Below are 22,172 nucleotides of genomic sequence, written 5' to 3'. Positions count from 1 at the left end.
TGATATGAATCGGAAACTTGTTTTGATATTGTTTCTGTCGGCGATAATCATGCCGATGCGTGCGCAGTTTGGCTTCGGCGGACAACAGAAAGAAGTGAAGAATATGCACTGCTCCAAGAAATTTGCCGATGTCAATTATGCTGATGACGGGCAGGTTTACCATACAATGGACATCTATCTGCCGGAGAAGAAAGCGAAGAAATATCCTGTTGTGATACATATCTATGGCAGCGCATGGTTCAATAACAATGGCAAGGGTAACGCCGATCTGGGTACTGTCTGCTCAGCCTTGCTCAATGCCGGCTACGCTGTTGTCTGTCCCAACCACCGTTCGAGTGGTGATGCCCATTGGCCCGCACAGATTCATGACATAAAAGCTGTGGCGCGTTATCTTCGTGGCAATGCCGGAAAGTACGGTCTTGACTCGGATTTCATAGCCGTTTCCGGTTTCTCTTCCGGCGGTCATCTTGCATCGCTTATGGGAGCCACTTCAGGAACGGAGGCTGCTGTTGTCGCTGATTATAAGATAGATTTGGAAGGAAATATCGGAAATTACAGTGACCGGAGCAGTAGTGTGGATGCTGTTGTCTCATGGTCGGGTCCGATAGATGTTGAGGCAATGGACTGTGGTGGTCGTCCGAACGGCATAAAAGGCTCACCGGAGGAAGCCTTGGTGGGCAAACCTTTTTCCGATGAGACATGCGGACAATACGCTTCTATCTCTTCTCCTTACTATGCAAATGCCGGCGACCCGCCGTTACTTGGTTTCCATGGCACTGCAGATAAAGTGGTTCCTTACTGTCAGGCGGAATCATGGGCAAAGAAGTATAAGGCTTCCGGTGCGACGTTTGAGTTTGTTACTGTCGAAGGTGGTGGACATGGCTTTAACATGTACTCAGAGGAAAACCTTAAAAGAATGATAGAATTTCTAAATAATCAACGTAAACAGAAATGAAGAAATATGTGTTTTATCTGCTTTTGCTGCTCAGCACAACAGCTTTTGCGCAAGAGCGAATGAAAGTGGAAGCCAACAATGGGACAGTGTCCTTGGAGTGGTATGCTGATGACATTGTACGGGTTGTTAAGACAACAGACGGAAAGGAATACAACAAACAGAGCCTTTCCATCACGGCAAAGCCTGTGGCTGTAAAGGTGAAAACGAATAATGGCAGTGATGAGTATGTTGCCACAACATCAAAATTGAAGGTCACTGTGTCAAAAACCGATGGTGTTGTCCGCTTCTTTGATGCCAAGGGCAAGCCGATTGCAGCAGAGAATGGCAGCGCAAGTTTTGCTCCAGCCACCGATGGCGACCGCAAGACATATTCCCCAAAGCAGGGCTTCGGCTTGGAGAGTGATGAGGCTGTCTATGGTTTGGGTATATTGCAGAACGGCAGGATGTCACAGCGCGGCATTCACAAGACCCTTTGTCCCGGCAACACTGAGGACGGCATTCCTTTCATACAGTCTGTGAAAGGTTATGGAATCTATTGGGATAACTATTCCGCAACAGAGTTTGCCGATAATAATAATGTTATGTCTTTCAAGTCAGAAGTTGGTGATGCTGTAGATTACTATTTCATGTATGGCGGTTCGGCTGACGGTGTTGTGGCAAAGATTCGCCAATTGACAGGCGATGCGCCTATGATTCCGCTTTGGGCATACGGCTTTTTCCAGAGCAAGGAGCGTTACAAGAGCCAAAAGGAAATAGTTGATGTGTTGCATTGCTACCGCAGTGCCGGCATCCCTATCGACTGCATGGTGCAGGACTGGCAGTATTGGGGCAACAACTATCTGTGGAACGCCATGGAGTTCATGAATGAGCAGTTCTCCAATCCGCAGGCAATGATTGACGACATACACAAGAACAATGCCAAGTGCATTATCTCTATCTGGTCTTCTTTCGGCCCTATGACAAAGCCTTACAGACAGTTGGACGAGAAAGGATTGCTGTTCAACATTGAGACTTGGCCACAGTCGGGCATTAGTCACATGTGGCCTCCACGCAAGGATTATCCGAGCGGTGTGCGCGTCTATGATTGTTATAATACTGAGGCACGTGACATTTATTGGAACAATCTCAAGCGTCTTTACGACCTGAAACTTGACGGTTGGTGGATGGACTCCACAGAGCCGGATAATTTCTATGCAACAGAAAATGACTGGAACCGTAAGACAGCACTCGGAACATTCCGCAGTGTGCGCTTGGCTTATCCGTTGATGACAGTCGGCGGTGTGTACGACCACCAGCGTGCAACGTCTGACAGCACACGAGTGTTCATCCTTACTCGCTCCGGAGCTTTCGGGCAGCAGCGTTACGCAAGCAATGTTTGGAGCGGTGATGTCGTATCAACTTGGGACATGCTTCGTAGCCAGGTGTCTGCCGGACTGAACTACTCTCTGACAGGAAACCCATATTTCAATTCCGACCTTGGCGGTTTCTTCGCAGGTTCATATAACGGCGCGTGGAAGAACAAACCGGCATACGAGAACCCTGCTTATCACGAACTGTATGTGCGTTGGTTGCAGATGGGTGTGTTCACACCTATGATGCGCAGCCACGGTGCTGATGTTCCGCGTGAGTTCTACTACTATGGCAAGCCGGGCGAACCGGTCTATGACGCATTGGTCAATGCCGTAAAGCAGCGTTACCGCCTATTACCTTATATATATAGTACCGCATGGCAGGTCAGCAAGCACCAAGGAACATTCCTCCGTGCTTTGATGATGGACTTTGCGGATGACAAGAAAGTGTGGAACATAGGCAATGAGTTCATGTTTGGCGACGCGCTTCTTGCAACACCGGTGCTGAAAGCCAACTACACTCCTGAGGTTGGGCGTAAGGACAAGGACGCAAATGCCGGCTGGGACAAGAACACCGGAAAGACCTCGATTGAGAACCTTGACAATGTTGACTTTACAAAGAAGCATGCGCATACCGTTTACCTTCCTGCCGGAAATAAGTGGTATTACTTCCATACCGGCAAGCAATATGACGGTGGAAGTGAAGTCTCACTCGACCTGTCTCTGGCGGACAATCCTTTCTTTGTCCGTGCAGGAGCGATTGTTCCGATAGGCCCTGATGTGCAGTGGACTACGGAGAAGGCATGGGATGAGCTCGAACTGAAAGTCTATCCGGGTGCAAACGGCAGGTTCACTCTCTATGAAGACGAAGGCGATTCTTACAATTACGAGAAGGGACAGTACACAGAGATTCCTATGACATGGAATGACAAGTCACGCACCCTGACCATAGGCAAGCGCAAAGGCTCTTATCCGGGAATGATTGCAAAGCGTTCGTTCCGCGTAGTGCTGCCTGACGGCTTGGTGAAGAAAGTTGTGTACAGCGGAAAAGCTGTCAATGTTAAGTTCTAATAATATAAAAAAACAAGATGATGAGAAAAACATTTTTTGCGGCAGCATTAGTATCGCTGTTGTCATTGCAAGCGAATGCAGATGAGAATAAGATTACATCGCCGGACGGACGCCTGGTTGTCACAGTAAACGACGATGGCGGCAAGCCTACCTATGTGGTTGATTATGACGGAGTGAGGATGATGACCCGCTCCATGTTGGGACTTGTTTCCAGTCACGGAGACTTCTCACAGGGGCTGAAACTCAAAGGTGTGGAGTGCAAGGACAAGGTGGTTAAGGAGTACGACCTTACACGTTCCAAGACATCGCATATTAAATACGTCTCAAACAAACTTGACCTTAACTATGAGAATGCGGACGGCAAAGGCATGACAATCTCGTTCAGTGTGGCAGACAACAGCGTTGCCTACCGCTACACACTGCACCGCCCGAAGAAAGACCCGATAGGAGTTTACATCAAGGAAGAGAAATCTTCATTCAATTTCCCTGAGCAGACAACCACATTCCTTACTCCGCAATGCAAGCCACGTTGGGGATTTGCTGCTACCAAACCGTCATACGAGGAGGATTACGAAGTGGATCAGCCGATAGACAAGCCTTCACGTTTCGGCGAAGGATACACGTTCCCGGCTCTGTTCAGGATAGGCAACGACGGTTGGGCACTTGTCAGTGAGACAGGCACAACAAGCGAATATTGCGGTTGCCGTCTGTCGGATTACAACAAGGACGGTGGCTACCGTGTGGCATTCCCACAGCAAGGTGAGAACAACGGTATCGGCAGTGTCGAGCCGGCACTGGGTTTGCCTGCCTCCACTCCGTGGCGTACAATCACATTGGGCAAGACACTGGAGCCTATTGCAGAGACAACAGTGCAGTTTGATGTGTTGGATCCACTGTACAAAGCCAAGTACGACTACAAGCCGGGACGTTACACATGGAGCTGGATTCTGTGGGGCGACGGAGCGACACGCTATAATGAGCAGGTGCAGTTCATTGACCTTGCAGCGACCATGGGCTATGAATACTGCCTTGTGGATGCCTTGTGGGACACACAGATAGGTTATGACAAAGTGGAGGAACTGTCAAGATATGCGCAGAGCAAAGGCGTTCATCTGCTCCTTTGGTATAACAGCAACGGTGCTGCAAACAATGCTCCGCAAGGTCCGCGCAACATAATGAACAACCCAATCCGCCGCAAGCAGGAAATGGCATGGATGCAGAAAAACGGTGTGAAAGGCATAAAGGTAGACTTCTTCGGTGGTGACAAGCAGGAGACAATGCGCCTTTATGAAGAGATACTGACCGACGCCAACGACTACGGTATTCAGGTAATCTTCCACGGCTGCACACTGCCACGCGGATGGGAGCGCATGTATCCGAACTTTGTTGGCAGCGAAGGTGCATTGGCATCTGAGAACTTGAACTTCACGGAGTCACACGCAAAGAGCGAGGGCTTTGAGATGTCGCTGCATCCGTTCATACGAAATGCTGTCGGTGCGTTCGACTGGGGCGGAGTGTTCCTTAACAAATACTTCAGCCGTGACAACAAAAGCCGTCATCCACGCTATTCTTCCGACATCTTCGAGCTGGCGACTGCCATCACAAACCAGTGCAGTGTGAACTGTATGGCTCTTACTCCAAACAACCTGAATGACGCTCCACAGCTGTCGCTTGACCTTGCCCGCATGATGCCGACGACATGGACAAAGACAAAGTTCATCGACGGTTATCCGGGCAAATATGCCGTTCTTGCACGTGAGAACTCAGGCAAATGGTATGTCGGTGGTATCAATGGCACTGACAAGAAGATGAAACTTACTCTCTCGCTCCCGATGTTTGCAGGAAAGAAGGTGAGATATTACTTTGACAATCCACGCAAAGAGGGCGAGATTGTGCCTGAACCTGCAAAGAAAACCTTGTCTGTGGACAAGAAGGGCATGGCGAAAGTCACAATCGAACCTATGGGTGGAATCATCATAACAGAATAGAAAGCCTATTAACCACAGATGAAAAACATGAAAAGAAACATGCTTAAATTATTGGCATTGAGCGTGATTGCGGTATTTTCAACTGCTGTTTCCGCACAAGAAACCTATCGCAATCCTGTCATCTTTGCCGATGCTCCCGACATGAGTGTGTGCAAAGTGGCAGACACTTACTATATGATAAGCACCACGATGCACCTGATGCCCGGCGGTCCGATTATGAAATCGAAGGACATGGTGAACTGGGAAACCATAAGCTATGTGTTCGACCGTATCGATGACGGTGACAGATACAATCTCATTGACAACCAGACCGTTTACGGACAAGGACAGTGGGCAAGCAGTCTGCGCTACCACATGGGTAAGTTCTGGGTATGGTTCACTGCCAATGGAGCACCCGGCAAAGGCTTTGTCTTCTGTGCCGACAAGGCGGAAGGTCCTTGGAAATTGGTTGCACGTCCGCCTCACATGCACGATGCTTCCCTCTTTTTCGATGAGGACGGCAAGAAATACTTGTTTACAGGCTCCGGCAGTTGCACTGTTGTGGAGCTTGATGACAATTTCATGCCTAAGAAAGGTGGTCTTAACAAGCGAATCATCGACGGTAAAAGTGACCCGGAAGAGAACGGCGCATTGCTTGAAGGGAGCAGCGTCATTAAGCATAACGGCATGTATTATGTGTGCATGATTTCCATGAAATGGGGCGTTCCGGGGCGCGTGCGCCGTGAGGTGTGCTACCGTGCCGAAAGGATTGACGGTCCATACGAGAAGCACATTATCCTCGAAACACCGTTTGAGTCCTACGGAGGTGTCGGTCAAGGCTGCATCGTCGGTGACGACCAAAGCGACAAAGGTTGGTGGGCTTTGATATTCCAAGACCGTGGTGGAGTGGGGCGTGTGCCTTGCGCCATGCCTGTGACATGGGTGGACGGCTGGCCGATGTGTGGCGAACTGAACAATGGTGTGGATAAGAACGACATTAAGGAGTGTCTTAATCCGAAGAATTACCACATCCCTAACGATGTCACCAAGCGTCATCCGTCGCTCCAAGGCATCATAGGCAGCGATGAGTTTGCCAACGCAGAAACACTCTCACTCTATTGGCAGTGGAACCACAATCCTGTCAATGATGCGTGGAGCTTGAGCGAACGCCCCGGCTTTATGCGTCTGAAAACCTCACGAGTGGTAAAGACTTTGCAGCTTGCTCCTAACACATTGACCCAGCGCATGGGTGGTCCGGAGTGCACGGGAACAGTCTGCATTGACCTGACCAATATGAAAGACGGCGATTGTTGCGGGCTTGCGGCGTTGAATGGTGACAGCGGAATCCTGCGTATCGTGAAGAAAGGCAGCAAGTTTCTCCTGCAGTTGGTGGAGGAAAAAGCAGTGTTCAAAGGTCGTACGATAGAGCGTTGCGATGAGGAAATCATAATGCAGAAGCCGTTGGCGTTTAAGAACAAGCAAAAAATGGTCTATCTCCGTCTGCACGGTGATTTCAATCCGGGACGCGATATGGCACAGTTCTCTTACAGTCTTGACAACAGCAAGTGGGAGACTGTCGGCAGAGAGATAAAGATGACATTCGACTATACGCGTCATTTCATGGGTTCAAAGTTCGCCGTCTTTAACTATGCCACAAAGAAAACCGGTGGCTACGTGGATGTAGACTGGTTTCATTACGAAGAGAACTAACAGTAACTAAGTATGTCATGGCATCGGAAAACATTTCTGTGAAACACCGATAGGAAATCAGCATGCCATGATCTGCTATATAATAAGGTAACCATAAAAGTTGTATGAGTAATAAATTTGTTCTTTTAATGCTATTGTTGTGCTTTGGCGGAAAGACCATGGCGCAGAACAATATATTATGGTACGATGAGCCTGCCGTACACTGGGAGGAGGCGATGCCACTCGGCAATTCGCGCCTTGGGGCTATGGTTTACGGCAAGACATGCCATGAGGAGATACAGTTGAATGAAGAGACAGTATGGTCAGGTGCGCCTCATAGGAATGATGACACTAACGCTTCATACGTGCTGCCGATAGTCCAAAAGCTGATTTTCAATGGGAAATACCGTGAGGCAGACAAGCTTGTCAATGCTAATTTCTTTGGAGGACCTGACGGAATGGCTTATCAGACCGCCGGAAGTGTGATGCTTGACTTCGCGGGACATGAGAAATACGATAAGTATTACAGGGAACTTGACCTTGACAGAGCCGTAACCACGACACGCTACACAGTGGATGGGGTGGAGTACACAAGGGAGACTTTCACCTCTTTTGCCGATGATGTGGTGGTTATGCGAATCTCTGCAAGCAAGAAAGGCATGCTGAATTTCAGGATGAGTTACAAGCGTCCGGAGAAATTCAGCACATTTGCAGACTGCGGAGACCTTGTCATGGAGAGCCAAGGCACTGGGCATGAGGGCGTGAAACCTGCCATTAAGTATCAGATACGCTCACGAGTGAACAGCGTTGACGGTGAAGTTCTTGCCAAGGATGACTGCATAGAGGTTAAGGATGCGACATGCGCAACTCTCTACATTTCCATTGCTACTAACTTCATTGACTACAAAACCGTTGGCGGAGATTATGCCGGCAAGGCAAAAACGATTATGGACAAGGCGGCAAAGAAGGATTACAAAACTGCCGTCTCTGAGCATGAAGGACTGTTCAGAAAGCAGTTTGGACGGTTCAGACTGTCGCTTGGAAAGGCAAATGACCAAGTAAACAAGAACTCTTTGGCAAAGAATACACGCCAAAGGATTCTTGATTTCCGGACAGACCAAGACCCTTCGCTTGTCGCACTGTTGGCACAATTCGGCCGTTATCTGTTGATTTGCTCATCGCAACCCGGCGGACAACCTGCCAATCTGCAGGGAATATGGTGTCAGTCCATGTATCCGGCATGGGACAGCAAGTACACTTTGAACATCAATGCAGAGATGAACTATTGGCCTGCAGAGGTCACAAACCTTAGTGACTGCCACAAACCTTTCCTGCAGATGGTCAAGGAACTGTCGCAGACCGGCAGGCAGACGGCACGGAATATGTACAACGCCGATGGTTGGACTGTGCATCATAACACTGACATTTGGCGCATTACGGGACCTGTTGACTTTGCGGCGGCAGGCATGTGGCCCACAGGCAACGCGTGGGTTTGCCGGCATCTGTGGGAACATTATCTTTTCACAGGTGACAAAGAGTTCCTGAAGACTGCATATCCGGCTATGAAAGGCGCGTGTGACTTCTTCCTTTCGTTCCTTGTGGAGCATCCGAAATACAAGTACATGGTTGTGTGTCCGGGCTTGTCGCCTGAGCAGGGAGGCATTGATGCAGGATGCACTATGGACAATCAGCTTGTGTTTGACTTGCTGACACGTACTGCAAAGGCGAATGAGCTCTTGGGTGAGGATGCGCAATACCGCAAGAAACTCACGGAAATGGTGAAGCGACTTCCGCCAATGCATATCGGACAGTACAGCCAACTGCAGGAGTGGCTTGAGGACAAGGATGACAAGAACAATACGCACCGTCACGTTTCGCATCTTTACGGACTGTTCCCAAGCAACCAAATCTCACCTTACAGGAATCCGGAACTCTTCGAGGCTGCGCGTAACTCGCTGATTTACCGTGGCGATATGGCAACCGGATGGTCGATAGGGTGGAAGGTTAATCTTTGGGCGCGACTGCTTGACGGCAACCATGCCTATAAGATTATCAACAACATGCTGACCCTTGCCGGACGCGGCGGTGAGGAAGAGGGACGAACATACGCAAACTTGTTCACAGCGCATCCGCCGTTCCAGATTGACGGCAACTTCGGATTGACAGCCGGTGTGGCAGAGATGCTCTTGCAGAGTCACGACGGAGCGGTGCATCTTCTTCCTGCCATTCCCGACCAATGGCAGGCAGGAAGCGTGAAAGGTGTTAGGGCGCGCGGAGGATTCGAGGTTGATATGGGTTGGAAAGACGGAAAACTCACAACTGCAACTGTGAAATCCACCCTCGGCGGAGTGCTTCGTCTGCGTTCCTATACTCCACTAAAAGGCAAAGGACTGAAACCTGTCGGCACAAAGCATGAGAAGGTTGACAACCTTTATCTTGAAGAGGCGCACATCGCCAAGCCTGTAATCAGCGAGAAATCATCACTGAAAGGCATCGCGCTCAGAAAGGTTTATGAATATGATGTAGTGACAAAAGCAGGTGGGAAATATACGTTCAAAGGACTTTAACCTATTAATAAGTTGTCAAATTGACAACTTGACAATTTGACAAAAAAACGATAATCTTGATTATGAAAACTTTAGGAAAGATACTGACGGTCATTGCAGCATTACTGCTTGCAATACCAATGACAGCCGCAGAGCAGTTTGTGAATTTCAAGCATGGCGACTTGCTGCTTAACAACGGCAACACTATCGCCATTGCCATGAGTGACAAGGAGCCGAAAGGCGTGTCAATCGCTGTGAACAATCTTGCGGAAGACCTGCGGAAAGTCTGTGGCGCGAAGGTGGAACTCTCGTCCTCCAAAGCGACCATCGATGTGGGAACGATAGGACATTCCGCAACGATTGACCGCATGGTGAAAGCCGGACAGATAGACGGCAAACTGCTTCATGGCAAGCGAGAGACATACGTGATAACTGTTGTCGGCGACCAATTGGTGATTGCCGGTAGCGACCGCCGTGGCACAATCTATGGCATTTACGAGCTGTCACGCCAGATAGGTGTGTCGCCATGGTACGATTGGGCTGACGTGCCTATCGCCCGCCATGACCGCCTTTTCGTGAATAAAGGTGTGTACACTGACGGTGAACCTGCCGTGCGCTATCGCGGTCTGTTCCTGAACGATGAGGCACCGTGCCTGACCACATGGGTGAAGAACACCTACGGCACAAACTACGGCGACCATCGCTTCTATGCACGTGTGTTTGAGCTTATCCTCCGCCTCAAAGGCAATTACCTTTGGCCTGCCATGTGGGGATGGGCATTCTATGCAGACGACCCTGAAAACAGCAAGACAGCTGACGAAATGGGAGTGATTATGGGAACATCCCACCATGAACCCATGGCGCGCAATCATCAGGAATGGGCTCGCCGCCGCAAGGATTACGGCACATGGAACTACGCAACCAACCAGGCAACCATCGACAAATTCTTCCGTGAAGGCATCGAGCGCATGCGAGGAACAGAGGACATCGTCACAATCGGCATGCGTGGTGACGGCGATGAGGCCATGGATGAAGGTACAAACACCAAGCTCCTTGAAAAGGTTGTCAAGAACCAGCGTAAGATTATCCGGCAGGTGACAGGCAAGAAAGCGAGTGAGACACCGCAGATGTGGGCTTTATACAAAGAGGTTCAGGACTATTACGATGCAGGAATGCGCGTGCCGGACGATGTGACAATCCTCCTTTGTGACGACAACTGGGGCAACATACGCCGTGTGCCGAACCTCAAGGAACGCAAGCATCCCGGCGGTTGGGGCATGTACTATCATGTCGACTATGTGGGTGCTCCGAGAAACTCCAAGTGGCTGAATGTCACGCAGACACAGCAGATGCATGAGCAACTGTCCTTGGCTTATGACCACGGCATCGACCGCCTGTGGGTGCTCAATGTCGGTGACCTGAAGCCGATGGAATATCCTATCACGCTGTTCATGGACATGGCATGGAATCCGAAGGAATATACAACACCGAATGTCACCTCACACACACGGAAATTCTTTGCCGAGAACCTTGGCGAAGAGTATGCCGATGAGGCTGCAAGGATATACAACGTTAACTGCAAGTACATGGCGCGCGTCACACCTGAGATGCTTGACCGCACCACATACAATGTGAAGACAGGAGAGTGGGAGAAGGTCACTGCCGACTATGCACGCTTGGAAGCTGAGGCTTTGCGCCAGTTTGTCACACTGCCGAAGGAAAAGCACGACTTCTACCGCCAGCTGCTGCTGTTCCCTGTTCAGGCAATGGCAAATCTTTATGAGATGTACCGTGCGCAGGCGATGAACCATTACTATTACGAAATGAAGAATCCAGCCTGCAACGAGTGGGCGGACAAGGTGGCGCAGTGCTTCAAGCGCGATTCCGTGCTTTGCCGTCAGTACAACAAGGACATAGCAGGAGGCAAATGGGATGGCATGATGATTCAGAAGCACATCGGTTACACATCGTGGAATGATGCTTTCCCTGCCGATATGATGCCGGAGGTTTTCCTAATGGATGACAATAAAATAGGCGGTTATGTGTTCAAACCGTCCGACGGATACGTGTCTATGGAGGCAGAGCATTATTACGAATCCTCATGCCCGGAGGGCACGGAGTGGACGGTATATCCTTACTATGGCCGTACGTTGAGCGGTGTTGCACTGACGCCATATAAAAAGGAAGCCAAAGGTGCGTCCCTCACTTACAGGTTCACGCTGCCGAAACAGTGCCCGAAGGAGGTGAAAGTCATTGTCGTGACAAAGTCAACACTTGATTTTCAGAACAAAGGCGGCATGGTCTATGATGTCGCAATTGACAACGGCAAGGCTGTGGAAGTCAATTTCAACAAGACTCTTGTCGACCGCCAGCCGTACATGTATTCGGACTTCTATCCGACCATAGCGCGCCGTGTAGTGGAGAAAACGGTTACTCTTCCTGTGAACGCAACCGGTGATTCCCTGCACACACTGACCTTGCGTCCGCATGACCCGGGTATCGTCTTTGAGAAGATTGTCATCGATTGGGGTGGCTATAAGAAGTCATATCTCTACATGGACGAGTCGGAGACCGGCAAATAATGGTTCGCTTTTAGGCGCACAATATGATAATAAGGTGACACTTGACTTACCAAAGACGTTTCTTTGCAAAGTCAGGTGTCACCTTTTGCTATAAGAAAACTCACCGTGTTTTTGCCCTCTGAGAATTGCTTGTAGATTTTTTTGAAAAGGAAATCCCTGAAAATCGCAGAGATTTCTTGCTTTATTTATTGCGTTGAGAATCAGTGTGTTATCTTTTTTTTCAATGCGCTTGCGTGCATGAAAAAAGGCTTGTTTCGTTACCTTTTTATGCCCAAATCGTTACCTTTTGCGGTGTAAAGTGTTACTGTTTCCATTGCAAACGGTAACACTTTATACTGTCAAAGGTTACCTTTCGCATTGTGGAACACTGTCTTTGACGGTGGAAAGTATGTTTTTACGCTTAAAGAATGCTCATCTTCCACATTATGATAAATAGAACATTAGAAAACTCATGCCGTTTTTTCGCAGGGACATCCATTGTCTTTTCATTGCCAAAGGCTTATGCCGGAGGAATATAATAAGTGTGAAAAAGAATCCGCTATTTGTTGTTTCCGCAAAAATGTTGTACCTTTGTATCGGATAATAAAATTATTACTGTCGCTAAAACATAATGTATCTTTAATGTATATACATTTATGCCGGGATACCTCTGTGCGCGACCGATTTATCGGTCGAATAAAGCATTGTCATCACATACTATTCGACCGATATTCGGTCGTTGTGTGATGCCTGCTTTGCAATCCGTGGGTTGCTACCCACAGCTACGTTCTTGTCACCGCTAACGCGGTTCACATGACAAGCACCTTTTGAAAAATTACATTATAAGATGCTAATATACAAAAGCTTGATTGCTTGGCATTATTTTTTGCCGGACACCACTATAATAAAATAAGCATATATCATGAAAAGCATAAAAGAACTTTTCCGTATAGGACTCGGACCTTCGAGCAGTCACACAATGGGACCGCACAGGGCAGCGGAGATTTTCGCACGTCGGCATCCCGATGCGACGCGCACGGAAGTGACACTGTTTGGCAGTCTTGCAGCAACCGGTCGAGGACACTTGACAGATAAGGCGATAGAGAGTGTGCTGCCGGGGATAAAGATTGTTTGGGAGCCGAGGATTTTCCCTGTGTTCCATCCCAACGGCATGGAGTTCCGTGCTTATGACGAGGATGACAATCTTGTGGACACGTGGACGGTGTATAGTGTCGGTGGAGGTGAACTGAAAGAAGAGGATGCTCAGCAGGCGGATGATGCGGAGGTTTACGACAAGTCGAAGATGACCGAAATCCTGAAGTACTGTGAGTGGACGGGCAAAGGCTACTGGGAGTATGTCGAGGAATGTGAGGGAAAGGAAATCTGGGACTATCTGCGTGAAGTCTGGCGTGTGATGAAAGCCGCCGTGGAGCGTGGCATAGATACTGAGGGTGTTCTGCCCGGGCCATTGCATCTGAGCAGGAAAGCCCCACAATATTATATAAAGGCTACCGGCTACCGTGACAGCCTGAAATCGCGCGGACTTGTCTTTGCCTATGCCCTTGCCGTCAGTGAGGAGAATGCTTCGGGCGGTCAGATAGTCACTGCTCCGACTTGCGGTTCGTGTGGAGTGTTGCCGGGTGTCCTTTACCATTTGTGGAAGAGCAAGGATTTCAGTGAGGCACGCATTCTCCGTGCCATAGCAACGGCAGGACTTTTCGGCAATGTGGTGAAGCACAACGCCTCCATAAGCGGTGCTGAGGTGGGCTGTCAGGGCGAGGTCGGTGTGGCGTGCGCCATGGCTTCCGCTGCTGTCAGCCAGCTGTTTGGCGGTTCTCCGGCACAGATAGAGTATTCGGCAGAGATGGGGTTGGAACATCACCTCGGCATGACCTGTGACCCAGTCTGCGGCATGGTGCAGATACCGTGCATAGAGCGCAATGCCTTTGCCGCAGCGCGTGCACTTGACTCCAATGTGTTCTCCGCTTTCTCCGACGGCACGCACAGAGTCTCTTTTGACAAGGTTGTGGACGTCATGAAGCAGACAGGCCATGACCTTCCGTCCTTGTACAAGGAGACAGCCGAGGGCGGTCTTGCTAAGGATTACCGCCAGATGTAGGCTTTTTTCGTGCGCCACAAACTGATTATTGAAAAGATTTGTACGATTTCTTTTGCAAAGAAATAGAATAATTATTACCTTTGCAGAGAGAAATATAATGTAAAATTTGCAAGAAAATGCGTTAAAAGGTAGACAGTGTATACCTTTAAGTGCGATTTTTTGCAATATTCGGAAATGTCACGATATGGATAAAGTCACAAAAATAATGGAACGATGGCACGCTCTTCAACCTCTTTCCGAGAGAGACCGAGAGCTGCTGAGCCGTCGCTTTACAATCGATTTCAACTATAACAGCAACCATATTGAGGGAAATACCCTGACGTATGGTCAAACCGAGATACTGCTTCTTTTCGGAAAAGTTATAGGGGAGGCTGATGTGAAGGATGTTGAGGAAATGACAGCAAGCAATGTCGGGCTTAAAATGATGACAGAAGAGGCTTTGCTGAAAGACATCCCTATGACTCAGAATTTTATCCGTACATTGCATAAAACTCTTTTGCGTGAGGATTATGTTATATATAGAAATCTGCCCGGAGGTCAAACCACAAGCTATACTATTCATGCAGGGCAGTATAAGACTCGCCCAAACAGTGTAATAACAAGATATGGTGACAGATTTGAGTATGCCTCCCCGGAAGAGACTCCTTCGTTGATGACTGACTTGGTTGATTGGTATAACGATGCGGAACAATCAGGCAGCTACACCCCAATAGAATTGGCAGCCATGTTTCACTATCGCTATATCCGTATTCATCCCTTTGAGGATGGCAATGGGCGTATTGCACGACTGCTGGTTAACTATATCCTCACGCGCCATGGCTTCCCGATGATAGTGGTCAGGAGTAGGAAAAAGAATGAATATTTGGAAGCGTTACACAAAACCGACCTTACTGTGGGTGCTACGCCTTCGCTTGGGGCGCATGCGTCAAAGCGCGATATTCAGCAGTTTCTGACCTATTTCACAAACCTTTTTGTTGAGGAAGTCACATATAACATTCGTTTTCTTACAGAGCGTGGCGAAAATGTGTGGTGGTTTGATGGGGAACGCATCAAGTTCCGTTCATCCACAACGAGCAAGATTCTTAATCTTATGTACACAACTCCTGACATCACAATTCAGTCCATGTCAGCGCAGGTCGGAGTGAATATTGCTTCCGTCAACAAGCAAATAAAGCAACTGACAACTAAAGGCTATATAGAACGTGCAGGAAATGGTGACTGGCGTCTTACCATAACTCCATCGGTATAGGGGGGATATTGTGAATGTTTTTTGCGTCATAATCTACAGAGTGCACATCATTTTTCGGGAAGAGCAGCAGCTTTTGGTGATTTATATTAAGAGTTACGCTTCTGTTATGATATTTTTGCTAAAAAGATTGCGTAGTTATCGTAAATGTATGTACCTTTGCATCAGATAAAAGAACAGGATAAACAAAACGAACAAAGCCGACGGCGGTCGGCACGAGATGTAATAAAATTAAAGGATAACAATTAAATTAGTATTGATTATGACAACATTCATGGTAGCGACATTTGCAGTTTATGCAGTCGCAATTTACAACATCTACAAAGTAGTGAAAACAGTTAACGGTATGCACAAGGGCTAATCCCAGTCATACTAAGTATTAATAAAATGTCCGCACATCTTCATTGATGTGCGGACATTTCTCTTTTTATGTGGTTTGTGCCTATATACCGCACATCTGCCGGAACGGACAGTATTGGCAGCGTGATGTGTCGGGTGTTGGTCGGAAATCCCGGTTGTTGTCCCTTATCTCTGCTATGAGCTGTGCGAGAAGCCCGACAAAGTCATGTTCAAGTTCTTTGATGTCCTTGATTGGGTTGCCGGCTATTTCGAGTATTGGTGAGTAGCCTTCACGGCGTGTCCTTTGCACGAAGAGGAGTGCAGGAACGACAGGCAGACTGTCGGGATTGGCTTCTTTGGAGTTGCGCACGATGATGCTGTAGAGCATTGTCTGGAGGAAATAGTCGGAGTGTTTGGAGATGTTGGCAGGGTCGAAAATGTCATCTATGCTGCCCATTTCGCCTTGTTCCCTGAATCCGGTTTTGTAGTCCACGACACGGATTGTGTAGCCTTGATGTTCGTTGCCGATGATGTCAAGGCGGTCGATGTATCCTCCTATTGTTACGCATGTATCTCCTATTGTGAGTGGTGCGGAGACTTTCAGTTCGAGACCGGCGATGCGGAACGGTGTGTTCTGCAGGTCGTGGCGCAGTAAGTCCTTCAGCAGTCGTATGATGACGCGTCGGTTGATGATTTGTATACCGGTGTATTTCTCCGTTTCCCCTCCTGCCTGTTTCATGAACAGTTCCTCGCGGAATGCTGTGTCTACATATCCTGCTATTTTCCTTTCGTCCTCCAGTGTGCGTTTCAGTATCGGGGCATGTATGAATCCCTTGTCGTCCATGATGTCCTTGTATGCGAGTTCTGAGGCATGGTGGAATATGTTGCCGAAGATTCTGTTGTCAAGTTCGTCGATGTCATCATCCTCCGGTTCACGCAGTTTAAGTATCTGCTCATAGTGGTAGCGCACTTGGCAGCGGAGGTAGGTGGATAGTGATGACGGGGAAATGTAGGACATTGTGCCCGGTGCTGTGCAGGCTTGTGGTTTTCTGACAGCCTTTGGGGTGATATGTTGGTTGTCCTGTCCCGCCTGTAGCGATACTCTGCGTATAGGGATGTCTGTTTCCGCCATGAGTTGCAGCATGAAGCGTGACATCTCCCCTGTGTTTATTCCCTCTGTGGAAGAGTTGTAGGTCAGGGTGACATCATTGGTGCGTTGGAGGAGACGGTGGAAATAGTACTCATAGATACCCACTTTGTTCTCAACGGTTGTCATGCCGTATGCCTTGCGTACGGTGTGCGGTATGAATGATGAGTCGTTGACTCCCTTAGGCATGTTGCCCTCATTGCATGAGAGCAGCAGTACATGGTCAAAGTCAAGGCAACGTGTCTCAAGGATGCCCATTATTTGTATGCCCTCGATTGGTTCGCCGTGGTAAGGCACTGTCGTGCTGTTGATGATTTGTACCAGCAATCGGCGGTAGGTGACGATGTCGACAATGAGTGTCCCGTCGAGAATCAGTGTCAGGAGGCGTTGCAGGATTTGGTAGATGCGGAAGAAGCTCTCCTTGTCAAGTGCGTTGGCTTCTGTTCCGTCCTGTGCCACCTGCTTTATGATGTTCTGCAGATAGATTGTCAGTTTTGCATTAGTGTTGAGAATGTCATATCCTTCAAGGCAGATGTCATCGGTGTTTTGGTAAATCAGTTTGCGGTGTTCGTCGGTAAGATATTTTGTTGTCGGGTGCCCTTCCACTTTCTTTGTGTAGCGTTTGTTGAACTGTCCTGCTGTAGATGTCCTGCCGACAGTCTGCAATTCGATGAGCATCTGGAGCAGTGAGACAGCAGGGGATTGCGAGAGAGGGTAGCCGGTGGTGATGTTCACTTTCGTGATTTCGTCAGGCAGTGAGCGTATGACAGTCTGCAGGAGGTGTTCGTCAGCCATTACGACAGCCGTCTTTGCCCCGTCCTTGTAGCGGTCGTTTTCGAGCAGCCAGTCATGGACATAGCGTGCCTGCATGGTTTCGGTCGGTGCGGAGATGTAGGTCACGCTCTTTGGCGGGCATTCCTTGTCATCCCATTTGAATGTCGCCTTTCTTTCAAGATTTATGCGGTCGAAGATGCGCTGTTCCACCTTTTGTGTCCAGTTGAATCCGCAGAAATAGTATGCGTCATAATCAAATGACAGGCTTTTTGCTTCTGCCACATCACGGTAGAGCATGCCCTCGTAGGCCAATCCGTCATTGCGCAGTTCTTCACGGAATGTTGTGTAGATTTCATGAAGCCTGCTCCATAGGTGCATGAATTTCTCGCGCATCTTGGATGTGCTGTCATCCGTGAAATTCTTGAAGAAGGATTTCAGAGCTTCACGTTGTTTCCCGGAAAGATACTCATCGTTGTCAAGTTGGTGCAGGTCGGTGACCACTTGGAAGACCTTCTCGGCATCAGCCATGTTCTTGTCAAGGTCGTCAAAGTCGGCAAGCAGCAGTTGTCCCCAGCCATAGAAGCGGTCGAGGGTTTCATTGTCATATCCTGTAACCCTTTGGAACACGGTGTACAGGCGGCAGACGAGCAGAATCTGGTCGGCAACTTCAAGGTTGCTGTAGTGGCGGAACAGTTCGGAGATGGTGATGTATGACGGAGACCATAGCGGTGTGCCGTTGCCGAGTTTCGCCAATGCCTCGTTGAGGAAGAGTGATGCACGTTTGTTAGGGAACACCACGGCAACTTTCGACAAGTCGTTGCCGAAGCGTTGGTAGAGTTCCTGTGCGAGTTCTTCGATGTATGTTTGCATATTTGTTGGTTCTGGGTGATGGGTTTTAGATGATAGGTTTTAGGCGGTGGGGTTCTGTCCTAATCCTTTATTTCAATGATTTTGTTTGGCATGACGAGCCATAGGAAACCGCTGACATTACGGTGTCCCATTTTCCTTAACAATGCCATGTATTGGCGCACTTGGGTTATGTAACTTTCTTTGAAGGAGTGGAGCTTGAAATCCACAACGATAGTACGTTCTCCGTCAGTCATTACACGGTCAGGACGCTGCTCAAGGTATTTCCCTGATTCTTTGTCATAGGAAAGTATGGCGCATTCATTGTAGATTTGCCATTTTCCGGAGAACCATTCTGCGATTTGCTTGTCTGTCAGTGCCGCCTCAATGTGCTGTCTTAAGGCTTCCGCCGTGATGTCTTGTCCGTAGAGCAGTCCCTCCATTTCGAGGCGTAGGAGTGCGGCAGGGATGTCACCGGCAGTACGGATTTGGGCGAACAGGCTGTGCAGGATGTTGCCCATTTGTATGTACTGTGAGCGTAATTGCTCTGTCTCCTGTTCATCGGTGAGTATGAAGTCCTTGCTTCTGTTGCTTTCAAGGAATACAGGGTGTTGGGTACTTGTCTTGATGTTTATTGTCATTGGGGTGAACGGCTGCATGAACACGTTCTGTGTCTCCTTCTGCACAGTCTCCTCATGTCCTTCCCACGGCTCTCCATAGGAGAATATGCCGTCGTTGTATGTGCCTATACCTCTTTTTGCGAGGTTGTCGATTGTAGTCTCAATCAGTTTGCCACGATAAGCACATGACTGCTTGGAAAGGGTGGAGACATACAGGCTCTCCACGGCTCTTGTGAAGGCAACGTAAAGGAGATTGAGGTTGTCAACCTCGTTCTGCAAGTGCTCTTCCCAGTAATAAGGTTCATAAATGGTGTTCCCCATTTGCTTCTCACTGCTGTATATCGGGATGACTTTCAGCATGTTGAACGGTGCAGTCTGAGGCTTGCACCAAAGCAGGCTTGACAATTCGAGTTTCCAGTCGCAGAATGGGACGATGATGTGCGTGTACTCCAGTCCCTTACTCTTGTGGATAGTGAGGATGCGTATGCCGTTGTCGGCATCGTTCTCCACTTTTTTCTTGTGCATGGTCTCGTCCCAATAGTCAATGAATGACTGAAGGTCGCCCATGGACTTTTGCAGGAATTCCGTCACGCAGTCAAGGAAATAGCATACGAATGCGCTTTGACACTCCAGTTTTTCAAGGGAGAAAATGGAGTACAGCTCTTCGCATAGTTGGTAGAGTGGCATGGAAGCGAGGGACTCAAACTCCTCTGTGTAACGTTGTGGCAGGACTTTTTCGGCAAGCATCTCGTTCTGCTCGGCAGTGCTTTCAAGCACATAACGTTGGTAATACAGCGAAAGCCTTGCACGCGTGATTTCGTCTTGAGGAAGCAACAGCAGCCGTATGGCGTCGATAATGATGAGTGCAGCAGGCGAGGCGTTGAGCAGGAAAGCCTCGTTGGAAACCAGCTTCAGACTGTTGATGACAGGGGAGGGGTGGGTACGGAATTGCTCCATGCAATGGTTCACGATGTCAGGGATATGCCCGTTTGTTCGGACAAGTATGGCTATGTCACGTTGTTGCGCACCTCTTTCTATCAGCGAGATGACAGTGTCTGAGACATGCCGCAGCGTTTCGCTCTCATAGTCAGTTTTGTCAAGAGCCTTCACTTCGACATATCCGCTTGCCTCCTTGCCTTCCGGATATTCCTGTTCTACGTCTTCGTAGCCATGTCGCAGGCTTCGGACATCATCTTCCTGGCAATTTTCTTCCACTGATTTGCATACATCTTCTGTCGCTGTGGTGAAGAAAGCGTTATTGAAATCAATTACTCTTGTGGCAGAACGGCGGTTGGTCTGCAGGTGCTTGATTTCGGTCTCTTCACGCATGCCCGGCGCAAACTCCTCCTTTATGTTGTTAAGAAGCCGCCAATCGCCCGAGCGCCAGCGGTAGATGCTCTGCTTTACGTCACCGACAATGAGGTTTTCATGTCCCTTTGCCATACAGTCGTTGAGCAGAACCTTGAAGTTCCGCCACTGTATGCGTGATGTGTCCTGAAACTCATCAATCATTATGCTTTGCAGGAGAGCACCGATTTTCTCGAAGATGAATGGCGAATCGGAGTCCTCAATCATCTTCGCCAGCAAGGTCTGTGTGTCAGAAAGCAGGAAGCGGTCCTGCTCACGGTTGCTGAAGTCAATCTCTTCCTTTATGGCACGCAACAGGCGCAGTTTGGAAAGATGCTTCAATGTCAGCGTTGCGCTGCGTGCCTGAATCTGCAAGACAGGGAACGACTCCATTGGCTTCAGGAACATGGGGCGGAGCTTCTCACGGCAGAACTCCTGCAAATGTGCCGGACTGCTTTTCTTCAACCATTTGCTTGCGTCTGTATCATCTTGGTCCAGGCATCGTTTGACATAGGAGTTCATGGCCAGTTCCGTGACAGGCTTTGTCGCCATGTTCCTGATGAATGTGCCGACACCCTTCGCACCTTGGTAGAAGACAGTCTCGTCATAACCGTGGCGCTCTATCTCGTCCCACATAGCCTGTCCCTGACTGTTGACGGTCTTTGTGCCCTTTTGTATGAGGGAGCGCAGTAGGGTGGAGTATTCTGTGTAGAAATCATTCTCATTGTTGCCGAATTTCTCCATGAACTCGTCCGCATGCTCTTTGTACTCATCACTGATAAGCGTCTCACCGAAAGTCTTTATCTGTCCGATGATGTTCCACGCCTTTTCCTCGTCCATTGATGAGCGGACATAGTCAAGAATCCAAACCAGCTCACGGTCGTTCTCCTGCAGGCTGTCAATCCATCGGTCGACAGCCTCATGCTCTATCTCTTTGTCGTTGAGTTCGATGCGGAGATTGGGAGTGAGGTCGAGTTCGCGTGCAAGATTGCGCAGTACGGTCTGGAAGAATCTGTCGATGGTCTCCACACGGAAGAAATTGTAGTGATGCAACAGCAGTTTCAGAGCCTCCGCTGCACGTTCCCTGACAAGTTTTTCCGTGACCTTTCCATTTGTGAAAGGCTGTTTGGCATTCTGCTGTTGCAGTTCGGGCAGCATGACTTTAAGGTACACATCGGAGTCCTCCAGCCCATGGGCAATGCCGTAGAGCTGTGAGAGTATGCGCATCTTCATCTCCTCCGTGGCCTTGTTGGTGAAAGTCACGGCAAGGATGTGTCTGTAACTGTGTGGATTGGCGATAAGACGCTTGATGTATTCTATTGCCAGCCGGAACGTCTTTCCTGAGCCGGCACTCGCTTTGAAGATAGTCAGCACGTGGTGTTTGTTCAAAGGTTAATGTCGCCCACTGCCCGGTGTGTGTTGGCAGTGGTTTGTCTTTTTGTGATGACAAAGTTACAAAGAAAAAAACGAAAAAGCAAGATGTTGTACACATTTTAATAAGATGAAGTTGTTTAGACTACTTGGATTTAAGACATTTTTTTACAAACATGACTATGAATGCCAGATAGTTCCACCCTTTCCAGCTATCCACAGTTG

Annotated in this window: 10 protein-coding genes; 8 read left to right on the top strand and 2 right to left on the bottom strand. The window is 48.8% G+C overall.

Annotated features, from left to right (window positions below):
• Positions 1-4: 4 nt before the first annotated feature.
• From E5358_RS13690 to E5358_RS13655, 8 genes are all read left to right on the top strand, one after another.
• Positions 5-955: an alpha/beta hydrolase gene (locus E5358_RS13690; RefSeq protein ID WP_277821317.1), complete on the top strand. Its 951-nt coding sequence runs from the start codon at positions 5-7 to the stop codon at positions 953-955.
• A complete protein-coding gene (locus E5358_RS13685; protein WP_135940739.1) occupies positions 952-3,375 on the top strand; it encodes a glycoside hydrolase family 31 protein in 2,424 nt (807 codons plus the stop codon). The genes E5358_RS13690 and E5358_RS13685 overlap by 4 nt, the downstream gene beginning before the upstream one ends.
• A gap of 17 nt (positions 3,376-3,392) precedes the next feature.
• Positions 3,393-5,363, top strand: coding sequence for a glycoside hydrolase family 97 protein (locus tag E5358_RS13680; protein WP_422121088.1), 1,971 nt, complete (start codon positions 3,393-3,395; stop codon positions 5,361-5,363).
• 27 nt (positions 5,364-5,390) lie between these two features.
• On the top strand, positions 5,391-7,052 hold the full coding sequence (locus E5358_RS13675; protein ID WP_135940738.1) for a glycoside hydrolase family 43 protein: 1,662 nt from the start codon (positions 5,391-5,393) through the stop codon (positions 7,050-7,052).
• A gap of 104 nt (positions 7,053-7,156) precedes the next feature.
• On the top strand, positions 7,157-9,598 hold the full coding sequence (locus tag E5358_RS13670; protein WP_135940737.1) for a glycoside hydrolase family 95 protein: 2,442 nt from the start codon (positions 7,157-7,159) through the stop codon (positions 9,596-9,598).
• A gap of 62 nt (positions 9,599-9,660) precedes the next feature.
• A complete protein-coding gene (locus tag E5358_RS13665) occupies positions 9,661-12,159 on the top strand; it encodes a glycosyl hydrolase 115 family protein (protein WP_135940736.1) in 2,499 nt (832 codons plus the stop codon).
• A gap of 901 nt (positions 12,160-13,060) precedes the next feature.
• A complete protein-coding gene (locus E5358_RS13660) occupies positions 13,061-14,257 on the top strand; it encodes an L-serine ammonia-lyase, iron-sulfur-dependent, subunit alpha (RefSeq protein WP_135940735.1) in 1,197 nt (398 codons plus the stop codon).
• 205 nt (positions 14,258-14,462) lie between these two features.
• On the top strand, positions 14,463-15,506 hold the full coding sequence (locus E5358_RS13655) for a Fic family protein (RefSeq protein WP_253946478.1): 1,044 nt from the start codon (positions 14,463-14,465) through the stop codon (positions 15,504-15,506).
• A 439-nt stretch (positions 15,507-15,945) separates the two neighbouring features.
• On the opposite strand, the gene E5358_RS13650 is transcribed toward E5358_RS13655, so the two are convergent.
• Together E5358_RS13650 and E5358_RS13645 are read right to left on the bottom strand one after the other, a co-directional pair.
• A complete protein-coding gene (locus tag E5358_RS13650; RefSeq protein ID WP_135940733.1) occupies positions 15,946-18,633 on the bottom strand; it encodes a PD-(D/E)XK nuclease family protein in 2,688 nt (895 codons plus the stop codon).
• Positions 18,634-18,692: 59 nt separating this feature from the next.
• On the bottom strand, positions 18,693-21,965 hold the full coding sequence (locus E5358_RS13645) for a UvrD-helicase domain-containing protein (RefSeq protein WP_135940732.1): 3,273 nt from the start codon (positions 21,963-21,965) through the stop codon (positions 18,693-18,695).
• Between the last annotated feature and the right edge of the window lie 207 nt (positions 21,966-22,172).

The sequence above is a fragment of the Palleniella muris genome (assembly GCF_004792655.1).
GTDB lineage: Bacteria > Bacteroidota > Bacteroidia > Bacteroidales > Bacteroidaceae > Prevotella > Prevotella muris_A.
Note: the sequence above shows the minus strand (reverse complement) of the source record. Positions and strands in the feature narration are given on the sequence as shown.